Genomic DNA, 22,154 nt, shown 5'->3' with positions numbered 1-22,154 from the left:
GCGCGGGCTGCCGGCGGAGCCTACTTCTGCAGCACCGACACGTCCTGGTCCGCCTCCGGTACGGCCACCGTGCCGCGGTCGTCGGGGAGGGTCTGGATCGTGAAGCCCGGGACGCCCTCCTCGGTGGCCGCCAGGGTGCGGGCGCCGTAGACCGGGGCGCCGGAGATCGGCTCGACGGTCAGCGCGTAGGTGCCCTTCAGGCCGGACGGGACCGGGGCGTCGACGTCCTGGGTGGTGCCGGACTTGATCGTGAACGTCTTGGACACCGCCTTGCCGCCGCCGCTGCCCGCCGACGCCGTGACCTTGACCTGGGCGGTGCCGGTGGGGGCGGTCAGGGAGAGGGTGGTGCCCTTGCCGCTGTTGTCGGCGGACGTCGCGCGGGTGCCGACCGGTGCGGTCGCCGGGATGTACGCGGTCTCCTGCTTGCCGCTCTTGCCGCGGGTGACGCGCAGCGCGGCCACCACCGGGACGGACTGGTCGGTGGGCGTGAGGACCAGTGAACCCGCCTCGCCACGGGTGACGTCACCGAGGTCGGCCGCGGTGGTCATGCCCGCCTTGACATGCAGCGTCTCGTTGCCGGCCGGGGTGATCAGGCCGTCCGGGGAGGCGAGGCGCACCTTCAGGTCGGCGTCGGAGTCACCGTCGGTGAAGGCGATCAGCCGGACGTCCGTGGCGTCCTTGGGGATGCCCGGCAGCACCAGGCTGCCCGAGGGGTCGGCGGAGGCGGCCAGCCAGTCGCCGCCGGTCTTGTCGTCCAGGGCCTGCACACTCGCGCCGACCCGGCCGCTGCGCACGTTCACGTGCACGGTCAGGTCGGTCTGCTTGTCGTCGCTGAGCGTGGACAGCAGGACCGGCTCACTGGCGTGCGGCGCGACCGTGATGCCCTCCCCCACCGTGGACTTGAGCTGGCCGTCCTTGCCGTACAGCTCGATGTCGACCACGGCGGCGCTGTCGTCGGGGTTGGTGAGGTGCACGTAGTCGGTGCGGCCGGAGGCGGTGCTGGCCCCGGGGAACCAGAAGTCGGTGTCGGCGGAGGTGCAGTTGACCCCCTGGAGGCCGCGTCCGGTGCCCGCGGCCACCTCGGTGGTCTCCTGGACGGTCCAGCCGGGGGCGTACCTGCCCTCGGCGGTGCCGACGTAGGCGGGCCCGTCGGAGCCGGAGGTGTCCCCGGTGGCCGGGGTGCCGGGCGCCTTCGGGGTGAGGACGGGCTTGGAAGCCTTCTTCTTCTTGCCGCTCGTCCCGTCCGCCGACTGCTCGGTGGCCGCCTGGAGTTCGGCCTTGCCGTCGCTCGCGGTGCCCTTGGTGACGGGCGTGAACGAGGTGTACGAGGTGTCGGCGATGTCGGACAGGCTCGGCGCCGGGCACAGCAGGGTGGTGCGCTCCACGGGCAGCTGGGCGGCGGCCTCGGCGGTGTGCGCGGGTGCGGCGGCCGGCGGGTTGAGCGCGGCGAACCCGGTGACCGCCGCGAGGGCGGCCGTACCGGCGAACAGGGACAGGGTGGTGCGGTTCACTGCTGGCTCCCGTCGTGGTGCTCGCCGCCGGTGCCGTGCTGGTGCTGGGCGGCCGGGTCATAGGCGGGGTCGTAGCCCTGCTGGTACGTCGGGTCGTACGGCGGCTGCCCCTGCTGTCCGCCGTAGGAGTACGGGTCGTACTGGCCGGTCTGGTACGGGTCGTACGTCTGCTGGTCGTAGCCGCCCGTCTGGTACTGGCCGGTGTCCTGGTACTGGTCGGCGTAGCCGGTCTGGTAGCCGTCGCCCGCCGGGTAGGAGGCCGGGTCCCATTCGTCGTAGGACGGCTGCTGCGGGACCGCGACCTGGGGTCGGTCCTCCTCGGCGGCCGGGAACTCGCCGCCGTCCTCCGCGGCCGCCGCCTCCTCGGACTCGGCCTGGGCGCGCAGCCGGCGGGCGCGGCGGCCCTCGCCCTCGACGGGCTGGGCGGGGATCGGCTGCTCCTCGGGGAGGTCGTCGTCGACGTCACGGCGGCGGCCGGGCAGGGCGAGGACGACCAGGACGACGGCGAGCGCGCCCTGGACCCACAGCCAGACGGTGTGGGTGAAGGGGGTGTCGTAGGTGACGTCCAGCTTCCCGCCGGAGGCGGGGAGTTCGAAGCCCTGGGCCCAGCCGTCGACCGTGGTGCGGGTCAGCGGCTTGCCGTCCAGGGTGGCCGTCCAGCCCGGTGCGGCCGAGTCGGCCAGGCGCAGGATGCGGCCGTCGGCGCCGGTCGGGACGGTGGTGTGGATGTCGACGGGTCCGGCGGCGACGGAGCCGGGGGTGCCCGAGCCGTTCGCGGAGACGATGGTCGCGCGGGAGACCTGCTGGTCGACGCGCCACAGGGCGCTGCCGTTCTGCTGGCTGAGCCGGGACAGGCCGGGCGTGGCGTCCAGCACGCGTGTGAGGTCGCGCGGGGCGCCCTTGTGGACGAGGACGTAGCGCACCGCGAACCCGCCGAGCTGGTCGGCCTGGTCGGCGCCGGAGCCGGCGACCAGGTTGGCGACGACCTTGTCGAGCTTGGCGTTCTCGCCGTCGGCGGCGGTCACCTCGGCGTCTCCCATACGGGCGCCGGAGCCGCGCACCAGCATGTAGTCCACGCGCGCGGCGCTGTCGCTGTCGAGGACGAGGGTGCGGACCTGGTCGGTGGTGGAGCTGTCCTCGGCGACGAACGCGGGCACCTGGGTGGCGTCGCGCCGCTCGACCGGGCCGTCGGCGCCGGCGATCATCCAGCCGGCGGCCAGGAGCAGCGGACCCGCGGCCGAGGCGAAGGCGATCAGCGCGGCCACCGGCTGGCGCCAGCCGAAGCTCTGCTCGGCGACCCGCGAGCGTGCCCCGTCGGCGCCGAGCGCGGCGGCGGAGACGATCGCGATGCCGTAGACGAGGGTCGCCGGGCCCGCCCAGGCCGACTTGTTGGACAGGACCGCGAAGACCAGGCCGACCAGGGCGACCGCCCAGGCGGCGCGGACGGCCGACTGGCGCTCGGAGCGCAGCAGGGCGGCCAGCGCGGCCAGGACGATGCCGATGAGCATCAGCCCGTCGACCGTGCCGGGGCCGCCCGGGCTGGCGCCGAGCAGGTCGAGGGCGGAGGCGGCCGAGGAGCCGTACTCCAGTCCGGCCTCCTGGAAGAAGCCGAACGGCAGCAGGGTCAGCGACCAGGGGGCGAGGACCAGCAGCGGGGTGCCGAGCTGGGTCAGCAGCCGCAGGCCGGAGGCGACCAGGTCGGAGCGGCGGACGGCGAGCACGACGACGCCGAGGACCAGGGCGATCGGCCAGACGATCGGCGTGAACGCGGTGGTGATGGTCAGCAGCAGCGCGTACGCCCAGGTGGCACGCCAGCTGCCGCGCCCGCCCGAGGCGTTGGTGAGGCCGCTGGCGGCGATGCCGGCGCGGGCGATCAGCGGCAGCAGGACGGCGAGGACGGCGGTGCCGATACGGCCGCCCGCGAGCGCGCCGGTGGCGGCGGGCAGGAAGGCGTAGGCGATGGCCGCCCACGCGCGCAGCAGGCGGGAGGTGACCAGCGGCCGGGAGGCGAAGTAGGCGGTGAACCCGGCCAGCGGCACCGAGGCGACCAGCAGCACGGTCACCGCGAGCCCGGTCGAGCCGAACAGCACCGAGGCCAGCGAGGCGACGATCGCGAGATACGGCGGGGCGGCCGGGGTGCCACCGGCGCCGACCGCGTGCCAGGCGTCCAGGTAGCGGGACCACAGCTCGCCCGAGGTGCCCGGGGCGGGCAGCAGGGCGCCGCCCGCGAGCGCGCCGCTGCCGAGCAGCGCGCGGCAGGCGATTAGCGAGAAGAACAGCAGCACCAGGAAGAGCACCGGGCCCGGTTTGCGGGCGATGCGCTTGACGCGGGCGAACTGCTCGATCTCCAGGAAGTCGGCGTCGTCGCCGCCGGGCCCGGACTCGACCGCGCCGCCGTGCCGGCCGGCCGCGGACAGCTCCTCGTCGGCGCCGAAGAAGTTGCCCGCGACCTGCTCGACGGTGGCCCGCACGGTCGCGCCGGGCGGCGGGAACAGCGGGCGCAGCTCGCCCTTGTCGAGCTGGGAGGGGCCGCGCCTGCGCCGTCCGGCGATGATCCGCTCGGGCCGCAGCAGGGTGCCCAGCAGGCCGCGGATCTCGTCGAGGGCCTGTCCGGGGACCTTGCCGACGAGATTGCTGACCGTGCGCAGCAGGGTGCCGAGGACCAGCCGCAGCAGGATCCAGGGCAGTGCGGCCGTACGGGCGTTGACGAGCAGGGTGTAGACGGCACCGGCCTTGTCGACCTTGTGCGGGGAGGCGGTGGTGCGGCCCGCGCAGTCGACGGCGCGGCGCTCGCGGGAGGCGGCCTCGGCGTGCCGTACGACGGCCTCGGGGGCGATCAGGACGCGGTGGCCGGCGTTGTGCGCCCGCCAGCACAGGTCGACGTCGTCGCGCATCAGGGGGAGCCGGCGGTCGAAGCCGCCGAGTTCCTCGAAGACGTCTCGGCGGATCAGCATGCCGGCGGTGGAGACGGAGAGCACGGGCCGGACGTGGTCGTGCTGTCCCTGGTCCTGCTCACGGCGGTCCAGGCCGGTCCAGCGGCGGCCGGAGTGGGCGATGGTGACGCCGACCTCCAGCAGCTGCCTGCGGTCGTACCAGCCGCGTAGCTTGGGGCCGACGACCGCCACGTCGTCGCGGCCCAGCTCCATCTCGTTGTCGACGACCCGGAGCAGCTGGGCCAGGGCGCCGGGTTCCGGGGCGCAGTCGTCGTGCAGCAGCCACAGCCACTGGACGGGTTCGCCGTACGGGAGCTCGGGCATGTCGTAGGCGTCGTCGCGCCACTGGCGGGTGACCGGGTCCCAGCCGCTGGGCCGCTTCAGGTACGGCAGGTCGTCCGGGGTGAGGACGGGCGCGGTGCGGGTCGCCTCCTCGACGGCCTGGCCGAAGCCGGTACGGCGGGCGAGGTGCAGGACGTTGGCGTCGCCGAGGGACTCGGTGAGCAGCCGGGCGGAGTCGTCCGCGCTGCCGGTGTCGGCCGCCACCGCGTACTGGGCGGGGCGTTCCTGGCCGAGCAGCCCGGCGAGCGCGTCGGGCAGCCAGCGGGCGCCGTCGTGGGAGACGAGGACCGCGGTCACCACATGACGCGGGAACTCGGGTGGGCGGGTCGGGTCAGACACCGCTGAGCGGGTCGGGTCGGACACCGCTGGGGCACCCGTTGGCTGGGCTGCCTGGTGGCTGTGGACGGACATCGAGGTACGGGCCCCGGTTCGATGGACTGCGGTGGACTCCTGCGCCCGCTGGTGGCGGCGAGGCGTCTCGGACGAGCGCCCACACTATCGGCTGGGCATGTCGACGGCCCGCCCCCTGTGGACAACCCACGGGTGACGGGCCGTTCGCGCAGCTCAGTTGTGTGCGTCGGGTGGACGCCCGGTCCGGACCGCGAGGACCGCGGCCCCTTCTCAGACGGCGGCCTTCTTCAGGCGGCGGCGTTCCCGCTCGGAGAGTCCGCCCCAGATACCGAACCGCTCGTCGTTGGCGAGGGCGTACTCGAGGCACTCGGAGCGCACCTCGCAGGCGAGGCAGACCTTCTTGGCCTCTCTGGTGGAGCCGCCCTTCTCGGGGAAGAAGGACTCGGGGTCGGTCTGGGCGCACAGCGCGCGCTCCTGCCAGCCGAGTTCCTCGTCCGCGTCGTCGACCAGCAGTTGCTGCACCAGCTCGGTCATGTGCGCCCCTCGTCTGTCTTTCACGTCCCCGTGCCTGGCCGTTACCGATTTCGGCTGAACGACACGAGTGAAATTACAAGTGTGCTGCTCCGGGCGAGTCAAGCCGAGATCTGCTATTGAGCCCGTTATTCACTCTGCGGAACCAAGGCCGTGCGGAAAGTGTTCAAATCGCCATAAACCTTGACATGCAGACGAGGCCCACGAGGACCCCCGACCCCATACAGACCTTGTACGGAGAAGGACGCCCAGATGTTCGATCGCGTTCCGCAGTGACACGCGCGCCCAGTTGTGCGCCATGTGTCCCGGGTGCTTGCTGAACAAACCTTTCGGCAGAGAGATGAACCGGATGAGGTGAAACATGTCCCACATACCGGGCGCCGAGTTGACACTGCGGGTGTGAACCGATGTCCTAGTGGGCATGCTCGCGAACTTGGCACTCACCTCGACCCGCACCGCCGGGTCCCACGGTGCTGCCCGCGCTCGCTGTAGCTGTTGCTGTTCCAGCTGTTGAGCCGTAGCCGTATCCCGCCGCTCCAGCCGCAGACCGGGTCCCGAGGACTCGGTTTTCGCCTCCCGTTCCCCGCTGACCTTCTTCACTGAGGAACCACCGCACCCCATGAACAGCGACAACGACCTGCAGATCGCCGGCGACATCCTCGAGGTCCCCCACCTGCTGCAGCCCCCGCGCGAGCACCCGGTCACCGTGGCCGAGTACGCCGGCCTGGCCCGCGCGATCGCCGCCGACCGCACGCAGTGGGAGCACCTCGTGCGGTACGACGCCACCACGCGCTGGTACCACCGGCTGCGCACCGGCCCCGGCTACGAGGTGTGGCTGCTGTCCTGGGTGCCCGGTCAGGGCAGCGGGTCCCACGACCACGGCCGCTCCTCCGGTGTGCTGACCGTTCTGGAGGGCACGCTCACCGAACACACCGGGCGCTCCACGCGCGCGCTGTCCGCCGGCGCACAACGGGTCTTCGCGCCGGGGTACGTGCACGAGGTGGTGAACGACGCGCTGGAGCCGGCGGTGAGCCTGCACGTCTACTACCCGGGCCTCACCGAGATGCCGATGCACACGGCGCAGAGCTGCGAGGCGCGACCCGTAACTGCGTGACGCGTTGTCGGACCCGCCTGCAAGACTTGGCGCATGCGCATTGTGGTTCTGGCAGGCGGTATCGGCGGTGCCCGGTTCCTGCGCGGTCTGAAGCAGGCCGTGCCGGACGCCGACGTGACCGTCATCGGCAACACCGGGGACGACATCCACCTCTTCGGGCTGAAGGTCTGCCCGGACCTCGACACGGTGATGTACACCCTCGGCGGCGGCATCAACGAGGAGCAGGGCTGGGGGCGGGCCGACGAGACCTTCCACCTCAAGGAGGAGCTCACGGCCTACGGCATCGGGCCGGACTGGTTCGGGCTGGGCGACCGGGACTTCGCGACGCACATCGTGCGCACCCAGATGCTGGGCGCCGGCTATCCGCTGAGCGCGGTGACCGAGGCACTGTGCGACCGCTGGAAGCCGGGCGTACGGCTCATCCCGATGACCGACGACCGGGTCGAGACCCATGTGGCCGTCGAGGTCGACGGCGAGCGCAAGGCCGTGCACTTCCAGGAGTACTGGGTGCGGCTGCGGGCGTCGGTGCCCGCCGAGGCGGTCGTCCCGGTCGGCGCCGAGCAGTCGAAGCCCGCGCCCGGCGTCCTGGAGGCCATCTCCGAGGCGGACGTGATTCTCTTCCCGCCGTCCAACCCGGTGGTCTCCGTCGGCACGATCCTCGCGGTGCCCGGCATCCGGGAGGCGATCGCGAACGCCGGGGTGCCGGTGGTGGGCCTCTCCCCCATCGTCGGGGACGCGCCGGTGCGCGGGATGGCCGACAAGGTGCTCGCGGCGGTGGGCGTGGAGTCGACGGCGGCGGCGGTCGCCGAGCACTACGGCTCGGGGCTGCTGGACGGCTGGCTCGTCGACACCGTGGACGCGGGCAGCACGGCGCGTGTCGAGGCGGCCGGCATCCGCTGCCGGGCCGTACCGCTGATGATGACCGACCTGGAGGCGGCCGCGCAGATGGCGCGGGAAGCGCTGGCACTCGCCGAGGAGGTGCGCGGGGCATGACCGACGTGACCGACGACGCGGCCGAAGCAGCGGACACGACCGGGGACGCGGTGCCCGAGTACCGGGTGTGGGCCCTGGCCGGGCTCCCCGAGGTCCAGCAGGGCGACGACCTGGCCAAGCTGATCGCCGCGGCCGGGCCGGGACTGGCCGACGGGGACGTGGTGATCGTCACCTCGAAGATCGTCTCCAAGGCGGAGGGGCGGCTCGTCGAGGCGACCGACCGGGAGGCGGCGATCGACGCCGAGACCGTGCGGGTGGTGGCCCGGCGCGGAACCCTGCGGATCGTGGAGAACCGGCAGGGGCTGGTCATGGCGGCGGCGGGGGTGGACGCCTCCAACACCCCGTCCGGGACCGTGCTGTTGCTGCCCGAGGACCCCGACGCGTCCGCCCGCGCGATCCGTGCGGGGCTGCGCGACGCCCTCGGCGTCAACGTCGGGGTCGTCGTCACCGACACCTTCGGGCGTCCCTGGCGCGCGGGGCTCACGGACGTGACCATCGGCGCCGCCGGGGTGCAGGTGCTGGACGATCTGCGCGGGGGCGTGGACGCGTACGGCAATCCGCTGGTCGCGACGGTCGTCGCCACGGCCGACGAACTGGCCGCCGCCGGCGATCTGGTGAAGGGCAAGGCGACGGGCCTGCCGGTGGCCGTGGTGCGCGGGCTCGCGCACGTCGTGACGGAGGCGGGGGACGAGGGCGAGAGCGCGCGGGCCCTGATCCGGGACGCGGCCACCGACATGTTCCGGCTCGGCACGTCCGAGGCGGTCCGGGAAGCGGTGGCGCTACGGCGGACGGTGCGGGCGTTCACCGGCGATCCCGTCGACCCCGGGGCGGTACGGCGGGCGGTCGCCGCGGCCGTGACGGCGCCGGCGCCGCACCACACGACGCCGTGGCGGTTCGTGCTGCTGGAGTCGGAGGAGTCGCGCGCCCGGCTGCTCGACGCGATGCGGGACGCCTGGATCGCCGACCTGCGGAGGGACGGCAAGTCCGAGGAGTCCATCGCCAAGCGGGTACGGCGCGGGGACGTGCTGCGGAACGCGCCGTATCTGGTGGTGCCCTGCCTGGTGATGGACGGTTCGCACACGTACGGAGACGCGCGGCGGGACGCGGCCGAGCGGGAGATGTTCGTGGTCGCGGCCGGGGCGGGCGTGCAGAACCTGCTGGTCGCGCTGGCCGGGGAGCAGCTGGGGTCGGCGTGGGTGTCGTCGACGATGTTCTGCCGGGACGTGGTCCGGGAGGTGCTGGCGCTTCCGGCGGGGTGGGATCCGATGGGGGCGGTGGCCGTGGGGAAGGCGGCGGAGGAGCCGAAGGAGAGGGCGCCGAGGGAGGTCGGGGACTTTATCGAGGTGCGGTGACGTCCTCGGCGAGTGCGCGTTGTGGGGGTTGACCGCGCCCACGCGGCGTTAGCCGCATATCGGACACAGCCCCGCGCCCCTGAACGGGGCGCTTGAGGCCTAGGATTCTTTGAGTGGCTGGTCGGTTTGCTCCGAAGCCCACGCGTACGAGTGTGCGGGGTGGGGACGTCGTTGTGCCCGGTGCCGGTGTTCCTCGGCAGGCGACCGCGCCCGGGCGCGTCCGGGTCTGGAAGCCGACCGGAGATCTCGATCTCGGGCTCGTGCTGGGGCCGCTCCGGCGGGGGCCCGGGGATCCGACGTTTCGGGCCGCCTCCGACGGGTCCGTGTGGCGGGCCAGTCTCACGCCTGCCGGGCCGGGGACGCTGCGGGTCGCCGCGTACGGCGGAGAGGTGCGCGGGCAGGCCTGGGGGGCCGGTGCCGAGTGGCTGCTGGAGCGGTTGCCGGAGATGCTCGGTTCCGCCGACGACCCGTCCCTCTTCGTGCCCCGGCACCGGGTTCTCGCCGCTGCGCGGCACCGGCGGCCGGGGTTGCGGCTGACGCGGACCGGGCTGGTGCTGGAGTCGTTGATTCCGTCGGTCCTGGAGCAGAAGGTCACGACCGACGAGGCGTACCGGGCCTGGCGGTTGCTGGTGCGCAGGTTCGGGGAGCGGGCGCCCGGCCCCGCCGGGGTGGCCGAGCGGCCGATGTGGGTGATGCCTGCGCCTCGGACCTGGGCGCTGATTCCCTCCTGGGAGTGGCACAAGGCCGGCGTCGACAACAAGCGGGCGTCGACGATTCTGCGGGCGGTACGGGTCGCCGCGCGGCTGGAGCAGGCCGTGGGGATGGCGGCGGAGGCCGCGCAGGCGCGGTTGGAGGTGGTGCCGGGGGTGGGGCCCTGGACGTCCGCGGAGACCGTGCAGCGCAGTCATGGGGCCGCGGACGCGGTGACGGTCGGGGACCTGCATCTGCCGGGGATCGTGGGGTTCGCGCTGGCCGGGGACCGGCATGCCGACGACGAGGCGATGCTGCGGTTGCTAGAGCCGTATGCGGGGCAGCGGCATCGGGCGGCTCGGTTGATCCTGCTGAGCGGGCAGGTGCCGAAGCGGCGGGCGCCGCGGATGCCGCGGGGGGATATCGGCCGGTTGTGACGTGCTGGTGGGTGGGGGGTGGGGGTGTCGCTTACCGCGCTGGCAGGGTGCCGCCCCAGCAGCACGACTGCCCGCAGCTGGGTAGCCCCGTAAGGGGCGCGGGGAACTGCGCGATCAGCCCCCGCGCGCCCGCAGTCGGCGTGCCTGACCAGCCACCCCTACTGGTCCGAGGAGAACCGCACCGCCCCCGCCGGGATCATCGCGTCGCACCACACCCGCGCACCCTCCCGAAGCTCGTTGTCGGCGCCGACGGTCGCGCCGTCGCCGATCACCGTGCCCGTGAGGACCGCGCGTTCGCCGACCCGGGCGCGGTTGCCGATCAGGGAGTCGGTGATGACCGCGCCGGGTTCGATCACGGCGCCCGGCAGGATCGTGGAGCCGAAGACCCGCGCGCCCTCCGCCACGAACGCGCCCTCCCCCACCACCGTGCCGCCCGTCAGCTTGGCGTCCGCCGCGACCCGTGCCGTGGGCAGGATCAGACGGTCACCGCAGCGGCCGGGGACGGCCGGGGACGGGGCGCGGCCCAGGACCAGGTCCGCCGAGCCCCGGACGAACGCCGCCGGCGTGCCCAGGTCCAGCCAGTACGTGGAGTCCACCATGCCCTGGAGGTGCGCGCCGGCCGACAGCAGCTCCGGGAAGGTCTCCCGCTCGACCGACACCGGGCGGCCCTGCGGGATCGTGTCGATGACCGAGCGGCGGAAGACGTACGCCCCCGCGTTGATCTGGTCGGTGATGATCTCCTCGGGGGTCGCCGGCTTCTCCAGGAAGGCGAGGACCCGGCCCATCTCGTCGGTGGGTACCAGGCCGTACGCGCGCGGGTCCGTCACCTTGGTGAGGTGGAGGGACACGTCGGCGTTCGTCGTCTCGTGCACCTCGACGAGCGCCCTGATGTCCAGGCCCGTCAGGATGTCGCCGTTGAAGATCAGGACCGGGTCGTCGGGGCCCGAGTGCAGACGGGCGGCCACGTTGCGGATCGCGCCGCCCGTGCCGAGCGGTTCCTCCTCGGTGACGTACTCGATGTGCAGGCCGAGTGCCGCGCCGTCGCCGAAGTACGGCTCGAAGACCTCCGCCAGATAGCTCGTCGCGAGGACGATGTGGTCCACGCCCGCCGCTCTGGCTCTGGCCAGTTGGTGCGTCAGGAACGGCACGCCCGCCGCCGGGACCATCGGCTTGGGAGTGTGGACCGTGAGCGGGCGCAGCCGGGTGCCTTTGCCGCCGACCAGGAGGATCGCTTCTGTCACCTGTCGTCTCTGCTTCCTGCCGGGACCGGCCGAACTCTCTGTCGGCCGGCCAGTGTATGCAGACCGTGCGACGGCGCCTTCGACGGCCGCGCGGTGCCACGCGGCATGGGTGTGCGGTTTCCCCCGACTGCCCCCGACGGCGTTGAACGCGGCCCCCGTGCTCAGCGTCCCTGGAGGTGCGCGGAGCTGGTCCGGGCCGAGCCGAGTTTGGCGTAGAGCTTCGCGCCGGGACACTCGGTGGCGTACCCGTCCCTATGACCGGAGATCACGTTCAGTCGCACGTTCTTCCCCTTTGGGTAGAGATTGCCACCTCCGGACTTCAGATATGTCTTTCCCTTGGGATTGGCTCCGAAGAGCCCGAGCTTCCAGGCGGTGAGCTTGGCGATGGCCGTCACGGCGGCGGCGGGCGGCTTGTGCGAGCCGAACGAGCCGATCACCGCGATGCCCATGCTGTTGTTGTTGAAGCCCAGGGTGTGGGCGCCCCTGACGGCCTTCGCCACTCCCCCGGCGCGGCCCTCGTAGATGGTTCCGCACTTGTCGACGAGGAAGTTGTAGCCGATGTCCCGCCAGCCCATGCTCACCACGTGGTAGCGGTAGATACTGCGGATGACGGACGAGGCCTGGGAGCACTTGTAGCCGTTGCCGGAGGCGGTGTGGTGGACGAAGGCCGCCTTGACCTTCCCGGTGTAGACGAACCCCTTCTCGCGCAGTGACTCGTCGGCGCCCCAGCCGCGGCGGGTGACGATCCTCGGGCGCGGCCCGATGTACGGCTTCGCGCGCGGCACGCCGGTCAGCTCCGCCAGTTCGTCCTCGGTGTCCTGCCGGTCCAGGGCCGGGATCTCGGCGGCGCCGAAGGGGGCGAGATCGGTGTTGACGGCCGCCGCCGCGTCGGCCTCGGTGCCGGTGCGGGGGACGTCGGCCGGCGAGCCCTGGGGCGGGGCCTCCTCGCCGGGGTCGACGAGTTCGAGGCGCAGGCCGGCCGGGAGCAGGTCGTGGCCGCCGGTGGGGGTGCTGCCGCGCGGGCCGGGATCGTCGTCGAGTTCGGCACGCACGCGTACGTCCACACCGTCCGAGTCGCCCACCCACAGGGGCGCGGTGCCGCCGTGCACGTGGCCCGAGTCGGCCTCCGCCGTGTCCGGGTCGGCGCCGTGGTCGGCGTTGTGCGTCTCGACGTCCTGCCAGCCCGACCAGTGGCCGGTGGCGGCGGACCGGGTGCGGACCTGGACCAGGCCATGCAGTTCGGTGCCGGGGTTGTCCCAGCTGACGCCGACGAGCGAGAAGTGCTCCAGGTCGTCGCGGTACAGGCCCTGTTCGGGGGCCTGGCCGAGGACGCGCTCACGGGTTCGGGGGACCAGGGGCAGTGACCGGGTGCTGCCGGCGAGGGCGGCGGTCCCGGTGGGACGGCCGGTGGTCGTCGTGGCCCGCTCCGCCGGTGCGGCGGCCGCGGACGGCACGTTCAGCGGGGCAGCGGTGAGGGTGAGGGCCGCCGCGCAGGTGACGCCGATCGAGGAAGTCAGGAGTCCACGCATGCTCCTGATCTTGAACATAGTCAGACATATATGTCTATTGCGGAACTGACGGCCCGTCGGGAGCGATTGCGCCGAACCGGTGACCCCGCCGGTCGGTGCGGGCGCCGGTCGCGGCGTACGCTTGCCCGGGTGAACGCCACCGATCGCACCCCCGCCGACCTGCTGCGTTCCGCGCTCGCCGCGGATCCCGGACGCCCCCTGGTGACCTTCTACGACGACGCCACGGGCGAACGCGTCGAATTGTCCGTGGCCACCTTCGCCAATTGGGTGGCCAAGACGGCGAACCTGCTCCAGGGCGACCTCGCAGCGGGGCCGGGTGACCGGGTGGCCCTGCTGCTGCCCGCGCACTGGCAGACGGCGGTGTGGCTGCTCGCCTGTTCCTCGGTGGGTGCGATCGCCGACATGGCCGGGGACCCGGCGGCGGCCGACGTGGTGGTGAGCGGGCCGGATTCGCTGGAGGCGGCCCGGGCCTGCCGTGGGGAGCGGGTCGCTCTCGCGCTACGGCCGCTGGGCGGGCGTTTCCCGACGGTCCCGGACGGGTTCGCCGACTACGCGGTGGAGGTGCCGAGCCAGGGAGACCGGTTCGCTCCGTTCTCGCCCGTCGATCCGGACGAGCCCGCGCTGATCGTGGCCGGTGCGGAGATGAGCGGCGCCGAGGTCGCGGAGCGGGCTCTCGGGGACGCACCGGGGCTGGATCTGACCGGACCGGGGTCGCGGCTGCTGTCGGGGCTGGGGTTCGACACGTGGGAGGGGCTGAGCGCGGGTCTGTACGCGCCGCTCGCGGTCGGGGGGTCGGTGGTGCTCTGCCGGCACCTGGACGAACTGGGCGAGGAAGGGATCGCCAAGCGGATCGAGAGCGAGCGGGTGACAGCGACGGTCCGGTGAGGCCGTCCGCCGGGCGCGGGCCGCTGGGGTCGTTCGCCGACCGCGGACCGCGGACTGTTCGCCGACTCCGGACCGCTGGCGCCGACCGTCGAGCACGGGCCGCTGGGGTCGTTCGCCGACCGCGGACCGCGGACTGTTCGCCGACTCCGGACCGCTGGCGCCGACCGTCGAGCACGGGCCGCTGGCGCCGACCGTCGACCACTGGGGGCTGGTCGCGCAGTTCCCCGCGCCCCTGCGTGCATCCGTTCACCCTTGTGGAGTAGTTACCGCCACCCCCCGCCGCCACCCCCAGGCACTCTGGAGGAGTGACCGATGCCGGAGGGGCCACCGCGACCGGGGACGGCATTGCCCGGCGTCGGCGGCGCCGTTGGCTGACGGGTGCCGCGGCTGTCGCCGGGCTCCTCGCCGCCGGCACCCTCGCCTGCGGCTGGGTGCTCTACGACCGGCTCAGCGACAACATCACCCCCGACGAGGCGGCCGCCGCCGAGCTGTCCCGCTACGAGCGGGAGCGGCCCACCGCGCTGGTGCGGGGCGCGCAGAACATCCTCCTCATCGGGTCGGACACCCGGGCGGGGAACGGGAACCGCCGCTACGGCAAGGACCTGGGCACCGAGCGGTCCGACACCACGATCCTGCTGCATCTCGCCGCCGACCGGCGCAGCGCCACCGCGGTCTCCCTGCCCCGGGACCTGATGGTGCACGTGCCGAGCTGCCTGCGGGGCGACGGCCGCCGCAGCGAGCCCCAGTTCACGCTGTTCAACTCGGCGTTCGAGGTCGGGGGTTCGGCCTGCACCATCCGTACCGTCGAGAAGCTCACGGACATCCGGATCGACCATCACGTCGTCGTCGACTTCAGCGGGTTCAAGGACATGGTCGACTCGATCGACGGGGTGCAGGTCTGCCTGAAGGAACCGATCAACGACAAGGCCGCCAAACTGCGGCTGCCCGCCGGGCGGGTCACCCTCGACGGGGAACAGGCGCTGGGGTACGTACGGGCGCGCAAGTCGCTCGGCAACGGCAGCGACACCGAGCGGATGGAACGGCAGCAGCTGTTCCTGGGCGCGCTCGTCAGCAAGGTGCGGGGCAGTGACGTACTGCTGAACCCGGCGAAGCTCTATCCGCTGCTGGACGCGGCGACCTCCGCGCTCACCACCGATCCGGAGCTGGCCAGTCTGCGCGGTTTGTACCAACTCGTCCGCGGGCTGCGGGACATCCCCACCGAACAGGTGCAGTTCCTCACCGTTCCGAGGGAGCCGTACGTGTACGACTCCAATCGTGACCAGCTCGTGGAGGACAGGGCGGACGCGCTCTTCGCGCTGCTGCGAGCCGACAGACCGGTGCCGGTCACCAAGAAGAACGCCCCCTCCTCCGAGAACTCCGAGGCACCCGGATTTCGCGGGAACACCGCCGCCGAGGACAGTTGCGAGTAAAGCACCGGCCAAGGCGGCGAACTTCCGCGCCGCTCGTTGTCAGTTATATGAGATGGATTGCCCGGTTGTAGGGATGACTAATTTGTCACTGGCGTCACTTGCCGCTGAACTGGACGGATAGTGTGAGCCCTCCGGTGCACCCGGCCGCGAGGTCCGTCCTGGGGTCGTGCACTGTTAACCGTGACCGAGCGCCTTGATGGGGGGAAGGCGCCGCGTGGCCCCGACGGAGGATTCGGACAACCGTGGACGCGCAAGGCCGTGGGCGGGCGGACAACATCGATCCCGCAGACCAGTGGGTACTCAATCCGAACACCGGCGAATATGAACTGCGACTGACACCTTCCGCACCGCAGTCGTCGGTACCCGGACCGCGCCGACCGACTTCGTCGCGCGCCGGCACGGACGCGCCGCGGGAGACGGCGGCCCGGGAAGTTCCGGGGCAGGTTCCGGGGCAGGTTCCGGGGCAGCGCAGGCGGCGCGGCGAGCCCGAGCCGCCGCCCGGCCGACGCTCACGGCGGCCGGTGAAGAAGAAGTCGAAGGCCAAGAAGGTGCTGCTGTGGACCGGCGGGTCGATGGCCTTCGTCCTGGTCGCGGTCTCGGCCGCCGGCTATCTGTACGTGAAGCACCTCAACGACAACATCACGTCCGTCTCCGACGACGGCGCGAGCACCGGTGGCTTCAGCAAGGACAAGGCGATCAACCTGCTGGTGATCGGCACCGACAAGCGCACCGGCAAGGGCAACGAGGGGTACGGCGACGCGGGCAGCGTCGGGCACGCCGACACCAACATCCTGCTGCACATCTCCAAGGACCGCTCCAACGCGACCGCGTTGAGCATCCCGCGCGACCTGATCGTGGACGTCCCGGACTGCCCGACCCAGCAGTCCGACGGCAGCACCAAGGTCATCCCGGGCACCACCGGTGTCCGCTTCAACACCAGCCTCGGGCAGGACGGCCGTACGCCCAGCTGCACGGTGCGCACGGTGACGGAGCTGACCGGGATCACGCCGGACAACTTCATGGTGGCCGACTTCAACGCGGTCAAGACGCTGACCGACGCGGTCGGCGGGGTCGAGGTCTGTCTGGCCAAGGACATCGACGACTCGGACTCGCATCTGAAGCTGTCCAAGGGCACCCACAACATCTCCGGCGAGACCGCGCTGGCCTTCGTGCGCACCCGGCACTCGGTCGGCTTCGGCGGCGACCTCAGCCGGATCCAGCTCCAACAGCAGTTCCTGAGCGCGCTGATGCGCAAGCTCAGCTCCAACTCGACGCTCACCAGCCCGACCAAGCTGCTGAAGCTGGCCGAGGTCGGCACCAAGGCGCTGACCGTCGACTCCAAGCTGGACAGCATCGGCAAGCTGAAGGACCTGGGTCTGGAGCTCGGCAAGCTCAACCCGAAGAACCTGACCTTCACCACCATCCCGGTGATCGACAACCCGGCGGAGAAGGTCAAGGCGACCGTCGTGCTCAACGACACGAAGGCTCCGCCGGTGTTCCAGGCCATCAAGGACGACGTCTCCTTCACCGACGTCAAGAAGAAGCAGGCGAAGGCCAGCAAGGACGCGGCGGCCGCCCGCCTGGAGGGCAGCAAGTCCGCGGCCTCCGAGGTGCGGGTGCGGATCCTCAACGGCGGGGCCGCGGACGGCAGCGCCCAGAAGGCCCTCAACTGGCTGCAGAACGACGAGGGCGTCCTCAAGTCGGAGAACGCCGGCAACGCGGACGCCAAGCTCAGCAAGACCACCCTGGAGTACGCCCCCGACCAGGCCGCCCAGGCGCGTGAACTGGCCAGCATCATGGGGCTGTCCGGTTCGGCGCTGAAGCCCGGCAAGAGCGTCACCAACTCCCAGGGGCTGCCCGCGATGACCCTGACGCTGGGCGAGGACTTCCAGGGGGCGGGGGTGCCCCTCACCACTCCGACAAAGGCGCCGGACGTGGACAGCAAGACCACCGCGGACAAGGTGACCTGCGCCAAGTAGCGACAAACGGCGTGCGGTGGCGGGGAGTTGCGCCCCGATGACACCAAGTCACAGCGAATAAGCAGGTAACCCTATGGGTCCGTCACGCGTCTAACCGGGCGCGGGGCGGACCCGTGTGGTCCGTGAAGCGTCCGATGGGGGGCGTCGGCGGCGGGCCGGTGCGCGCAGAGCGCAGGGCGGGGAGGGCAGGGCGTTGACGCAGAGCGATGTACGGGGGGAAAAGCCTGCGGTCGAGGACACGATGTCCCTCGCACCGAAGGCATCCGGGGCGCCGGGCGGTGCGGGCGGTGGCCGTCGCACGGGCAGCACGGGCAGCACGAACGGCCCGAACGGCCCGAACGGGGCGCACAGGTCGCACGGGTCGAGCGGCAACCGACCCAGACGCGGACGGCGCGCGTTGCGCTGGTCGGCGACCGTGCTGTCGGTGGTGATCCTCGGCACGGCCGGTGCCGGTTACCTCTACTACCAGCACCTGAACGGCAACATCCACAAGGGCCAGCGCAGCAGCGGCGACGCCAAGGCGCGGAAGACCGCGGCCAACGCGGCCGGTCAGACGCCGCTGAACATCCTGCTGATCGGCTCCGACAGCCGTAACTCCGACGAGAACGTGAAGCTCGGCGGCGCCAAGTACGACCGGGGCAGCCCGCCGCTCGGGGATGTCCAGATGCTGATCCACCTGTCGGCGGACCGGAAGAGCGCGGCGATGGTGAGCATCCCCCGGGACACCCGCGTCGACATCCCCAAGTGCACGGACCCGGACACCGGCAAGGTGTACCCGGCGACCAACACCATCATCAACGAGACGCTGGCCCGCGGCGGCGCCGGCTGCACGCTGGCCACCTGGGAGAACCTCACCGGGGTCTACATCGACCACTGGATCACGATCGACTTCGCGGGCGTGGTGAAGATGGCGGACGCCATCGGCGGCGTCGACGTCTGTGTGAAGCAGAACGTGTGGGACCGGCCGACGGCCGCGGTGTCCGGCGGCTCCGGGCTCAAGCTGACCGCCGGCACCCACAAGGTGCAGGGCAAGCAGGCCCTGCAGTGGCTGCGCACCCGGCACGCCTGGGGCAGTGACCCGCTGCGGGCCAAGGCCCAGCACATGTACCTCAACTCCATGATCCGGACGCTGAAGGGGCAGAACGTCTTCACCGACACCGGCAGGCTGATGGACCTGGCCGAGGCGGCCACCAACTCGCTGACGGTCTCCGAGGAGATCGGCACCCCGAAGAAGCTCTACGACCTGGGCATGCAGCTCAAGTCGGTGCCGACGGACCGCATCACCTCGCTCACGATGCCGAACCTCCAGGACCCGCAGAACAGGGACCACCTCGTACCGGACGCCACCAACGCCGACAAGATGTGGCAGATGCTCCGCGACGACGTGGCGTTCGACAAGAACGGCGACGCCAAGGAGAGCAAGAAGCCCACGGCGACCGCCGCTTCGACCAAGGCGCCCTCCGTCTCCGCCGGCCAACTCGGGGTGCTGGTGCAGAACGCCACCGGGAGCGCCACGGAGGCCGCGGTCCCCGCCCGGGCCCGGGCGATGGCCACGGAACTCGGCACCAAGGGCTACACCCGGGCGGCGGCGGACACCTCGTCGCCCACCGAGTCCGCGGAGAAGACGGTCGTGGAGTATCCGAGCGCGGACCTGCAGGGCGACGCCCAGGCGGTCGCCAAGGCGCTGGGGATCCCGGTCGGTCAGGTGAAGCAGACCACCGATGTGTCGGGCGTCACGCTCGTCGTCGGTGCCGACTGGCGCGACGGGACGACGTATCCCAAGCAGTCCGCCCCGAAGGCCGGTGACCTGCCCGACAACTCCGACGCCATCAACGGCTCGGACACCAAGCAGTGCATGGACGTGTACGCGCCCTATCGGTGGTAGCCCGCGCACCCGGTCCCATACAAGGTCATTACAGGCGGCACGATCCCCTCACACACAGAACCGCACAGGTAAGCACAGGCAACTCCTAAACGACTGCATGACACTGCCGCCGTGCCCAGGTGCCCGGGAGTCGGGTGCGGCGGCAGTGGCGAGCGGGAGGGCGGGCGGTTGGTGCGCGGCAATGTGCGAGGGGAGGTGTCCGACGTGGCCGTGGTCGACGACACGATGACCCTGACGCCCCAGGACGGTGGCGGTCGGCACGGTGGCAGACGGCGCGGCGGCGGGGCGGACGGTGACCGCGGGCGGCGCAGACGCCGGGTGCTGCGCTGGTCGGCCTCGGTCGTGGCCCTGGCGATAGCCGGCACCGCCACCGCCGGATACCTGTACTACGAGCACCTCAACGGCAACATCAAGAAGGAGTCCCTGAACATCGGGGACTCCAAGGACCGCGCGGCCCAGTCGAAGGCGAACGCGGCCGGGCAGACGCCCCTGAACATCCTGCTGATCGGCTCGGACGCCCGGGACACCGCCGAGAACCAGAAGCTGGGCGGCGCCAAGGACATCGGCACCGCCGCCCGCGCCGACGTGCAGATGCTGCTGCACGTCTCGGCCGACCGCACCAACATGTCGGTGGTCTCCATGCCCCGCGACACCCTGGTCGATATCCCCAAGTGCACGGACACCGACACCGGCAAGGTCTACGCGGCGACCTCCGACACCATGACCAACTCCTCGCTGGAGCGCGGCGGCCCCGGCTGCACGGTGGCCACCTGGGAGAAGCTCACCGACATCCACATCGACCACTTCATGATGGTCGACTTCTCGGGCGTGGTGTCCATGGCGGACGCGATCGGCGGGGTGCCGGTGTGCGTGGACGCCAACATCTACTCGCACACCTCCACAGGACACGGCTCGGGCCTGAAGCTGACGAAGGGCACCACCTCCGTCAAGGGCAAGCAGGCCCTGCAGTGGCTGCGCACCCGGTACGGCTTCGAGGACGGCAGCGACATCGCCCGCACCAAGGCCCAGCACATGTACATGAACTCGATGGTCCGCCAGCTGCGCTCCAACGCGACCCTCAGCAACCCCGACAAGCTCCTCAAGCTCGCCGAGACGGCCACCAAGGCACTGACGGTGGACGACGGCCTCGGCACGGTCACCAAGCTCTACGACCTGAGCAAGGAGCTGAAGAAGGTCCCCACCGAGCGCATCACCATGACGACCATGCCGTGGGTGTACTCCTCGGACGGCAACCGCGTCCTGCCCAAGCCCACCGACGCGGCCAAGCTGTGGCGGCTGGTCCGCGAGGACATCGCCCTCGACGGCAAGGACAAGAAGAAGACGACGACGACCGCGACCAAGGTCACCGACAAGGCGGCGGCCGACGACCGGATCGCCGTACAGGTGCAGAACGGCACCAGCGGCAGCACGGAGTCCGCCGTCACCGGCCGGGCCGCCGCGGTCACCGAGCTGCTGGTCGCCAAGGGCTTCACCAAGGCGGCCGCCGACTCCTCGGCGCTGCTCAGCGAGGACCGGACGCTGGTGCGCTATCCGAGCGCCGACCTGGCGGGCGACGCCCAGCGGGTCGCGAAGGTGCTGGGCGTCCCGGCCGACCAGGTGAAGAAGTCCACGGACGTCGACGGGGTCACGCTGGTGGTGGGCGCCGACTGGCGCTCGGGCACGAAGTACACCGCCGACGACGATGACACCACCCCGGCCTCGGCGAGCGCCCTCAACGCCGCGGACACCAAGGCGTGCATGCACGTCGACCCGGACTACACCTGGTAGTCCGGGCCGCGCCGAAGGCAGGTGCTCAGCCGGCGGAAGAGCTGAGCACCGCGGGGCGGCGGGACGCGATGACCCGCTTCGCCAGGGACCTGGGGCTGGTCAGGAAGCCGTATCCCCACGACATGTGCATGGTGGCGAGGGCGAGCGGGATCTGCAGCCGCGCCTTGAGCGGCAGCCCCTTGCCGGCCGGGACCGACCCGGCGGCGATCGCCGCGAGATAACCGCCCGGGATCACGAAACCGAACGGGGTCACCAGGGCCCCGACGACGATCCCGGCGGCTATCGCACACACCGCCACCGGCGGGGCGAGGTAGCGCAGGTTGATGGAGCCCTCGTGGTAGCGGGCGACGACGTGCCGCCAACGGCCGTAGTCCTTGTACTGCTTGGCGAGGGCCTTCACCGACGGCCGCGGCCGGTACGACACCTTCAGCTCCGGCGAGAACCAGATCAGGCCGCCGGCCTCGCGGATCCGGAAGTTCAGCTCCCAGTCCTGGGCGCGGATGAACTCCTCGTTGTAGCCGCCCTGTTGTTCCAGGGCCTCGCGGCGGAAGACTCCGAGATAGACGGTCTCGGCGGGGCCGGCCTCGCCGCCGGTGTGGAAGGCGGCGTTGCCGACGCCGATCTTCGAGGTCATGGCCGCCGCGACCGCGTGCTCCCAGGCGTTCTCGCCCTCGGCGTGCATGATGCCGCCGACGTTCTGCGCGCCGGTCTCCTCAAGCAGCCGTACGGCGGTCGCGATGTAGTTCGGGGAGAGCATGCCGTGGCCGTCCACGCGCACCACGATCGGATGCCGGGAGGCCTTGATCGCGGCGTTCAGCGCGGCCGGGGTGCGGCCGGTCGGGTTCGGGACGGTGTGCACGCGCGCGTCTTCCGCAACGAGCTGCGCCGCGATCTCGTCCGTGCGGTCCTTGGACGGACCGAGGGCGATGACGACCTCCAGCTCACCGGCGTACTCCTGCGCGAGGATCGCTTGGACGGCCCCACGCAGATGCCGCTCCTCGTCGAGGACGGGCATGATCACAGAAACTGCGGGGTGCCGCACGTCGGGCTTGGCGTTCATAGGGGGCTCACGTTACCGCGAACGGGGGACACCGGTGCGCGCCGCCGGGGCCAAGCCGCGGGCTGAAGGTCGTATCGGCCTACGGTGCTCACGGATCCCACGT

Annotated in this window: 15 protein-coding genes; 9 read left to right on the top strand and 6 right to left on the bottom strand. The window is 71.7% G+C overall.

The features are described 5' to 3' along the window. Positions 1-20: 20 nt before the first annotated feature. The 3 genes from ACGFZQ_RS51010 to ACGFZQ_RS51000 all read right to left on the bottom strand — a co-directional run bounded on the left by ACGFZQ_RS51010 (position 21) and on the right by ACGFZQ_RS51000 (position 5,671). Positions 21-1,511, bottom strand: coding sequence for a DUF5719 family protein (locus tag ACGFZQ_RS51010; protein WP_351738667.1), 1,491 nt, complete (start codon positions 1,509-1,511; stop codon positions 21-23). Further along, positions 1,508-5,197, bottom strand: coding sequence for a glycosyltransferase (locus ACGFZQ_RS51005; RefSeq protein WP_393846332.1), 3,690 nt, complete (start codon positions 5,195-5,197; stop codon positions 1,508-1,510). The genes ACGFZQ_RS51010 and ACGFZQ_RS51005 overlap by 4 nt, the downstream gene beginning before the upstream one ends. Before the next feature lie 210 nt (positions 5,198-5,407). Beyond that, positions 5,408-5,671 (bottom strand): WhiB family transcriptional regulator, encoded by a 264-nt coding sequence (locus ACGFZQ_RS51000; RefSeq protein ID WP_003975777.1) that lies wholly within the window; start codon positions 5,669-5,671, stop codon positions 5,408-5,410. Positions 5,672-6,287: 616 nt separating this feature from the next. Between ACGFZQ_RS51000 and ACGFZQ_RS50995 the strand changes: the two genes are divergently transcribed. The 4 genes from ACGFZQ_RS50995 to ACGFZQ_RS50980 all read left to right on the top strand — a co-directional run bounded on the left by ACGFZQ_RS50995 (position 6,288) and on the right by ACGFZQ_RS50980 (position 10,254). Next, a complete protein-coding gene (locus tag ACGFZQ_RS50995; protein ID WP_393846331.1) occupies positions 6,288-6,782 on the top strand; it encodes a cysteine dioxygenase in 495 nt (164 codons plus the stop codon). A gap of 33 nt (positions 6,783-6,815) precedes the next feature. Beyond that, on the top strand, positions 6,816-7,775 hold the full coding sequence (cofD, locus tag ACGFZQ_RS50990) for a 2-phospho-L-lactate transferase (protein WP_393846330.1): 960 nt from the start codon (positions 6,816-6,818) through the stop codon (positions 7,773-7,775). Further along, positions 7,772-9,127, top strand: coding sequence for a coenzyme F420-0:L-glutamate ligase (locus ACGFZQ_RS50985; RefSeq protein ID WP_393846329.1), 1,356 nt, complete (start codon positions 7,772-7,774; stop codon positions 9,125-9,127). The genes cofD and ACGFZQ_RS50985 overlap by 4 nt, the downstream gene beginning before the upstream one ends. A gap of 113 nt (positions 9,128-9,240) precedes the next feature. Further along, complete coding sequence (locus ACGFZQ_RS50980; protein WP_351738679.1) at positions 9,241-10,254, top strand: DNA-3-methyladenine glycosylase 2 family protein; 1,014 nt, start codon at positions 9,241-9,243, stop codon at positions 10,252-10,254. A gap of 158 nt (positions 10,255-10,412) precedes the next feature. Here the strand turns inward: ACGFZQ_RS50980 and ACGFZQ_RS50975 are convergent, their stop codons facing one another. Continuing rightward, positions 10,413-11,495 (bottom strand): sugar phosphate nucleotidyltransferase, encoded by a 1,083-nt coding sequence (locus ACGFZQ_RS50975; protein WP_393846328.1) that lies wholly within the window; start codon positions 11,493-11,495, stop codon positions 10,413-10,415. Positions 11,496-11,656: 161 nt separating this feature from the next. Then, complete coding sequence (locus ACGFZQ_RS50970) at positions 11,657-13,042, bottom strand: peptidoglycan recognition protein (RefSeq protein ID WP_393846327.1); 1,386 nt, start codon at positions 13,040-13,042, stop codon at positions 11,657-11,659. A 111-nt stretch (positions 13,043-13,153) separates the two neighbouring features. Here ACGFZQ_RS50970 and ACGFZQ_RS50965 point away from each other — a divergent pair, with 111 nt between their 5' ends. The 5 genes from ACGFZQ_RS50965 (at position 13,154) to ACGFZQ_RS50945 (ending at position 20,991) form a co-directional block, all read left to right on the top strand. Continuing rightward, positions 13,154-13,909, top strand: a complete 756-nt coding sequence (locus ACGFZQ_RS50965; RefSeq protein ID WP_393846326.1) for a TIGR03089 family protein — start codon at positions 13,154-13,156, stop codon at positions 13,907-13,909. 305 nt (positions 13,910-14,214) lie between these two features. Beyond that, the gene (locus ACGFZQ_RS50960; RefSeq protein ID WP_393846325.1) at positions 14,215-15,339 is read left to right on the top strand and encodes an LCP family protein; all 1,125 of its coding nucleotides are present in this window, start codon (positions 14,215-14,217) and stop codon (positions 15,337-15,339) included. 242 nt (positions 15,340-15,581) lie between these two features. Next, a complete protein-coding gene (locus ACGFZQ_RS50955) occupies positions 15,582-17,318 on the top strand; it encodes an LCP family protein (RefSeq protein ID WP_393846324.1) in 1,737 nt (578 codons plus the stop codon). A gap of 193 nt (positions 17,319-17,511) precedes the next feature. Beyond that, entirely contained in the window at positions 17,512-19,203 is a 1,692-nt protein-coding gene (locus ACGFZQ_RS50950; protein ID WP_393846323.1) for an LCP family protein, read from the top strand. A gap of 225 nt (positions 19,204-19,428) precedes the next feature. Next, positions 19,429-20,991 (top strand): LCP family protein, encoded by a 1,563-nt coding sequence (locus ACGFZQ_RS50945; protein WP_393846340.1) that lies wholly within the window; start codon positions 19,429-19,431, stop codon positions 20,989-20,991. A gap of 25 nt (positions 20,992-21,016) precedes the next feature. Here ACGFZQ_RS50945 and ACGFZQ_RS50940 read toward each other — a convergent pair whose 3' ends face one another. After that, positions 21,017-22,051: a glycosyltransferase family 2 protein gene (locus tag ACGFZQ_RS50940; protein ID WP_393846322.1), complete on the bottom strand. Its 1,035-nt coding sequence runs from the start codon at positions 22,049-22,051 to the stop codon at positions 21,017-21,019. Positions 22,052-22,154 lie beyond the last annotated feature (103 nt).

The sequence above is a fragment of the Streptomyces sp. NPDC048254 genome (genome assembly GCF_043201895.1).
Classification (GTDB): domain Bacteria; phylum Actinomycetota; class Actinomycetes; order Streptomycetales; family Streptomycetaceae; genus Streptomyces.
The sequence above is the reverse complement of the archived record's forward strand: the minus strand, read 5'-3'. Positions and strand labels throughout refer to the sequence as shown.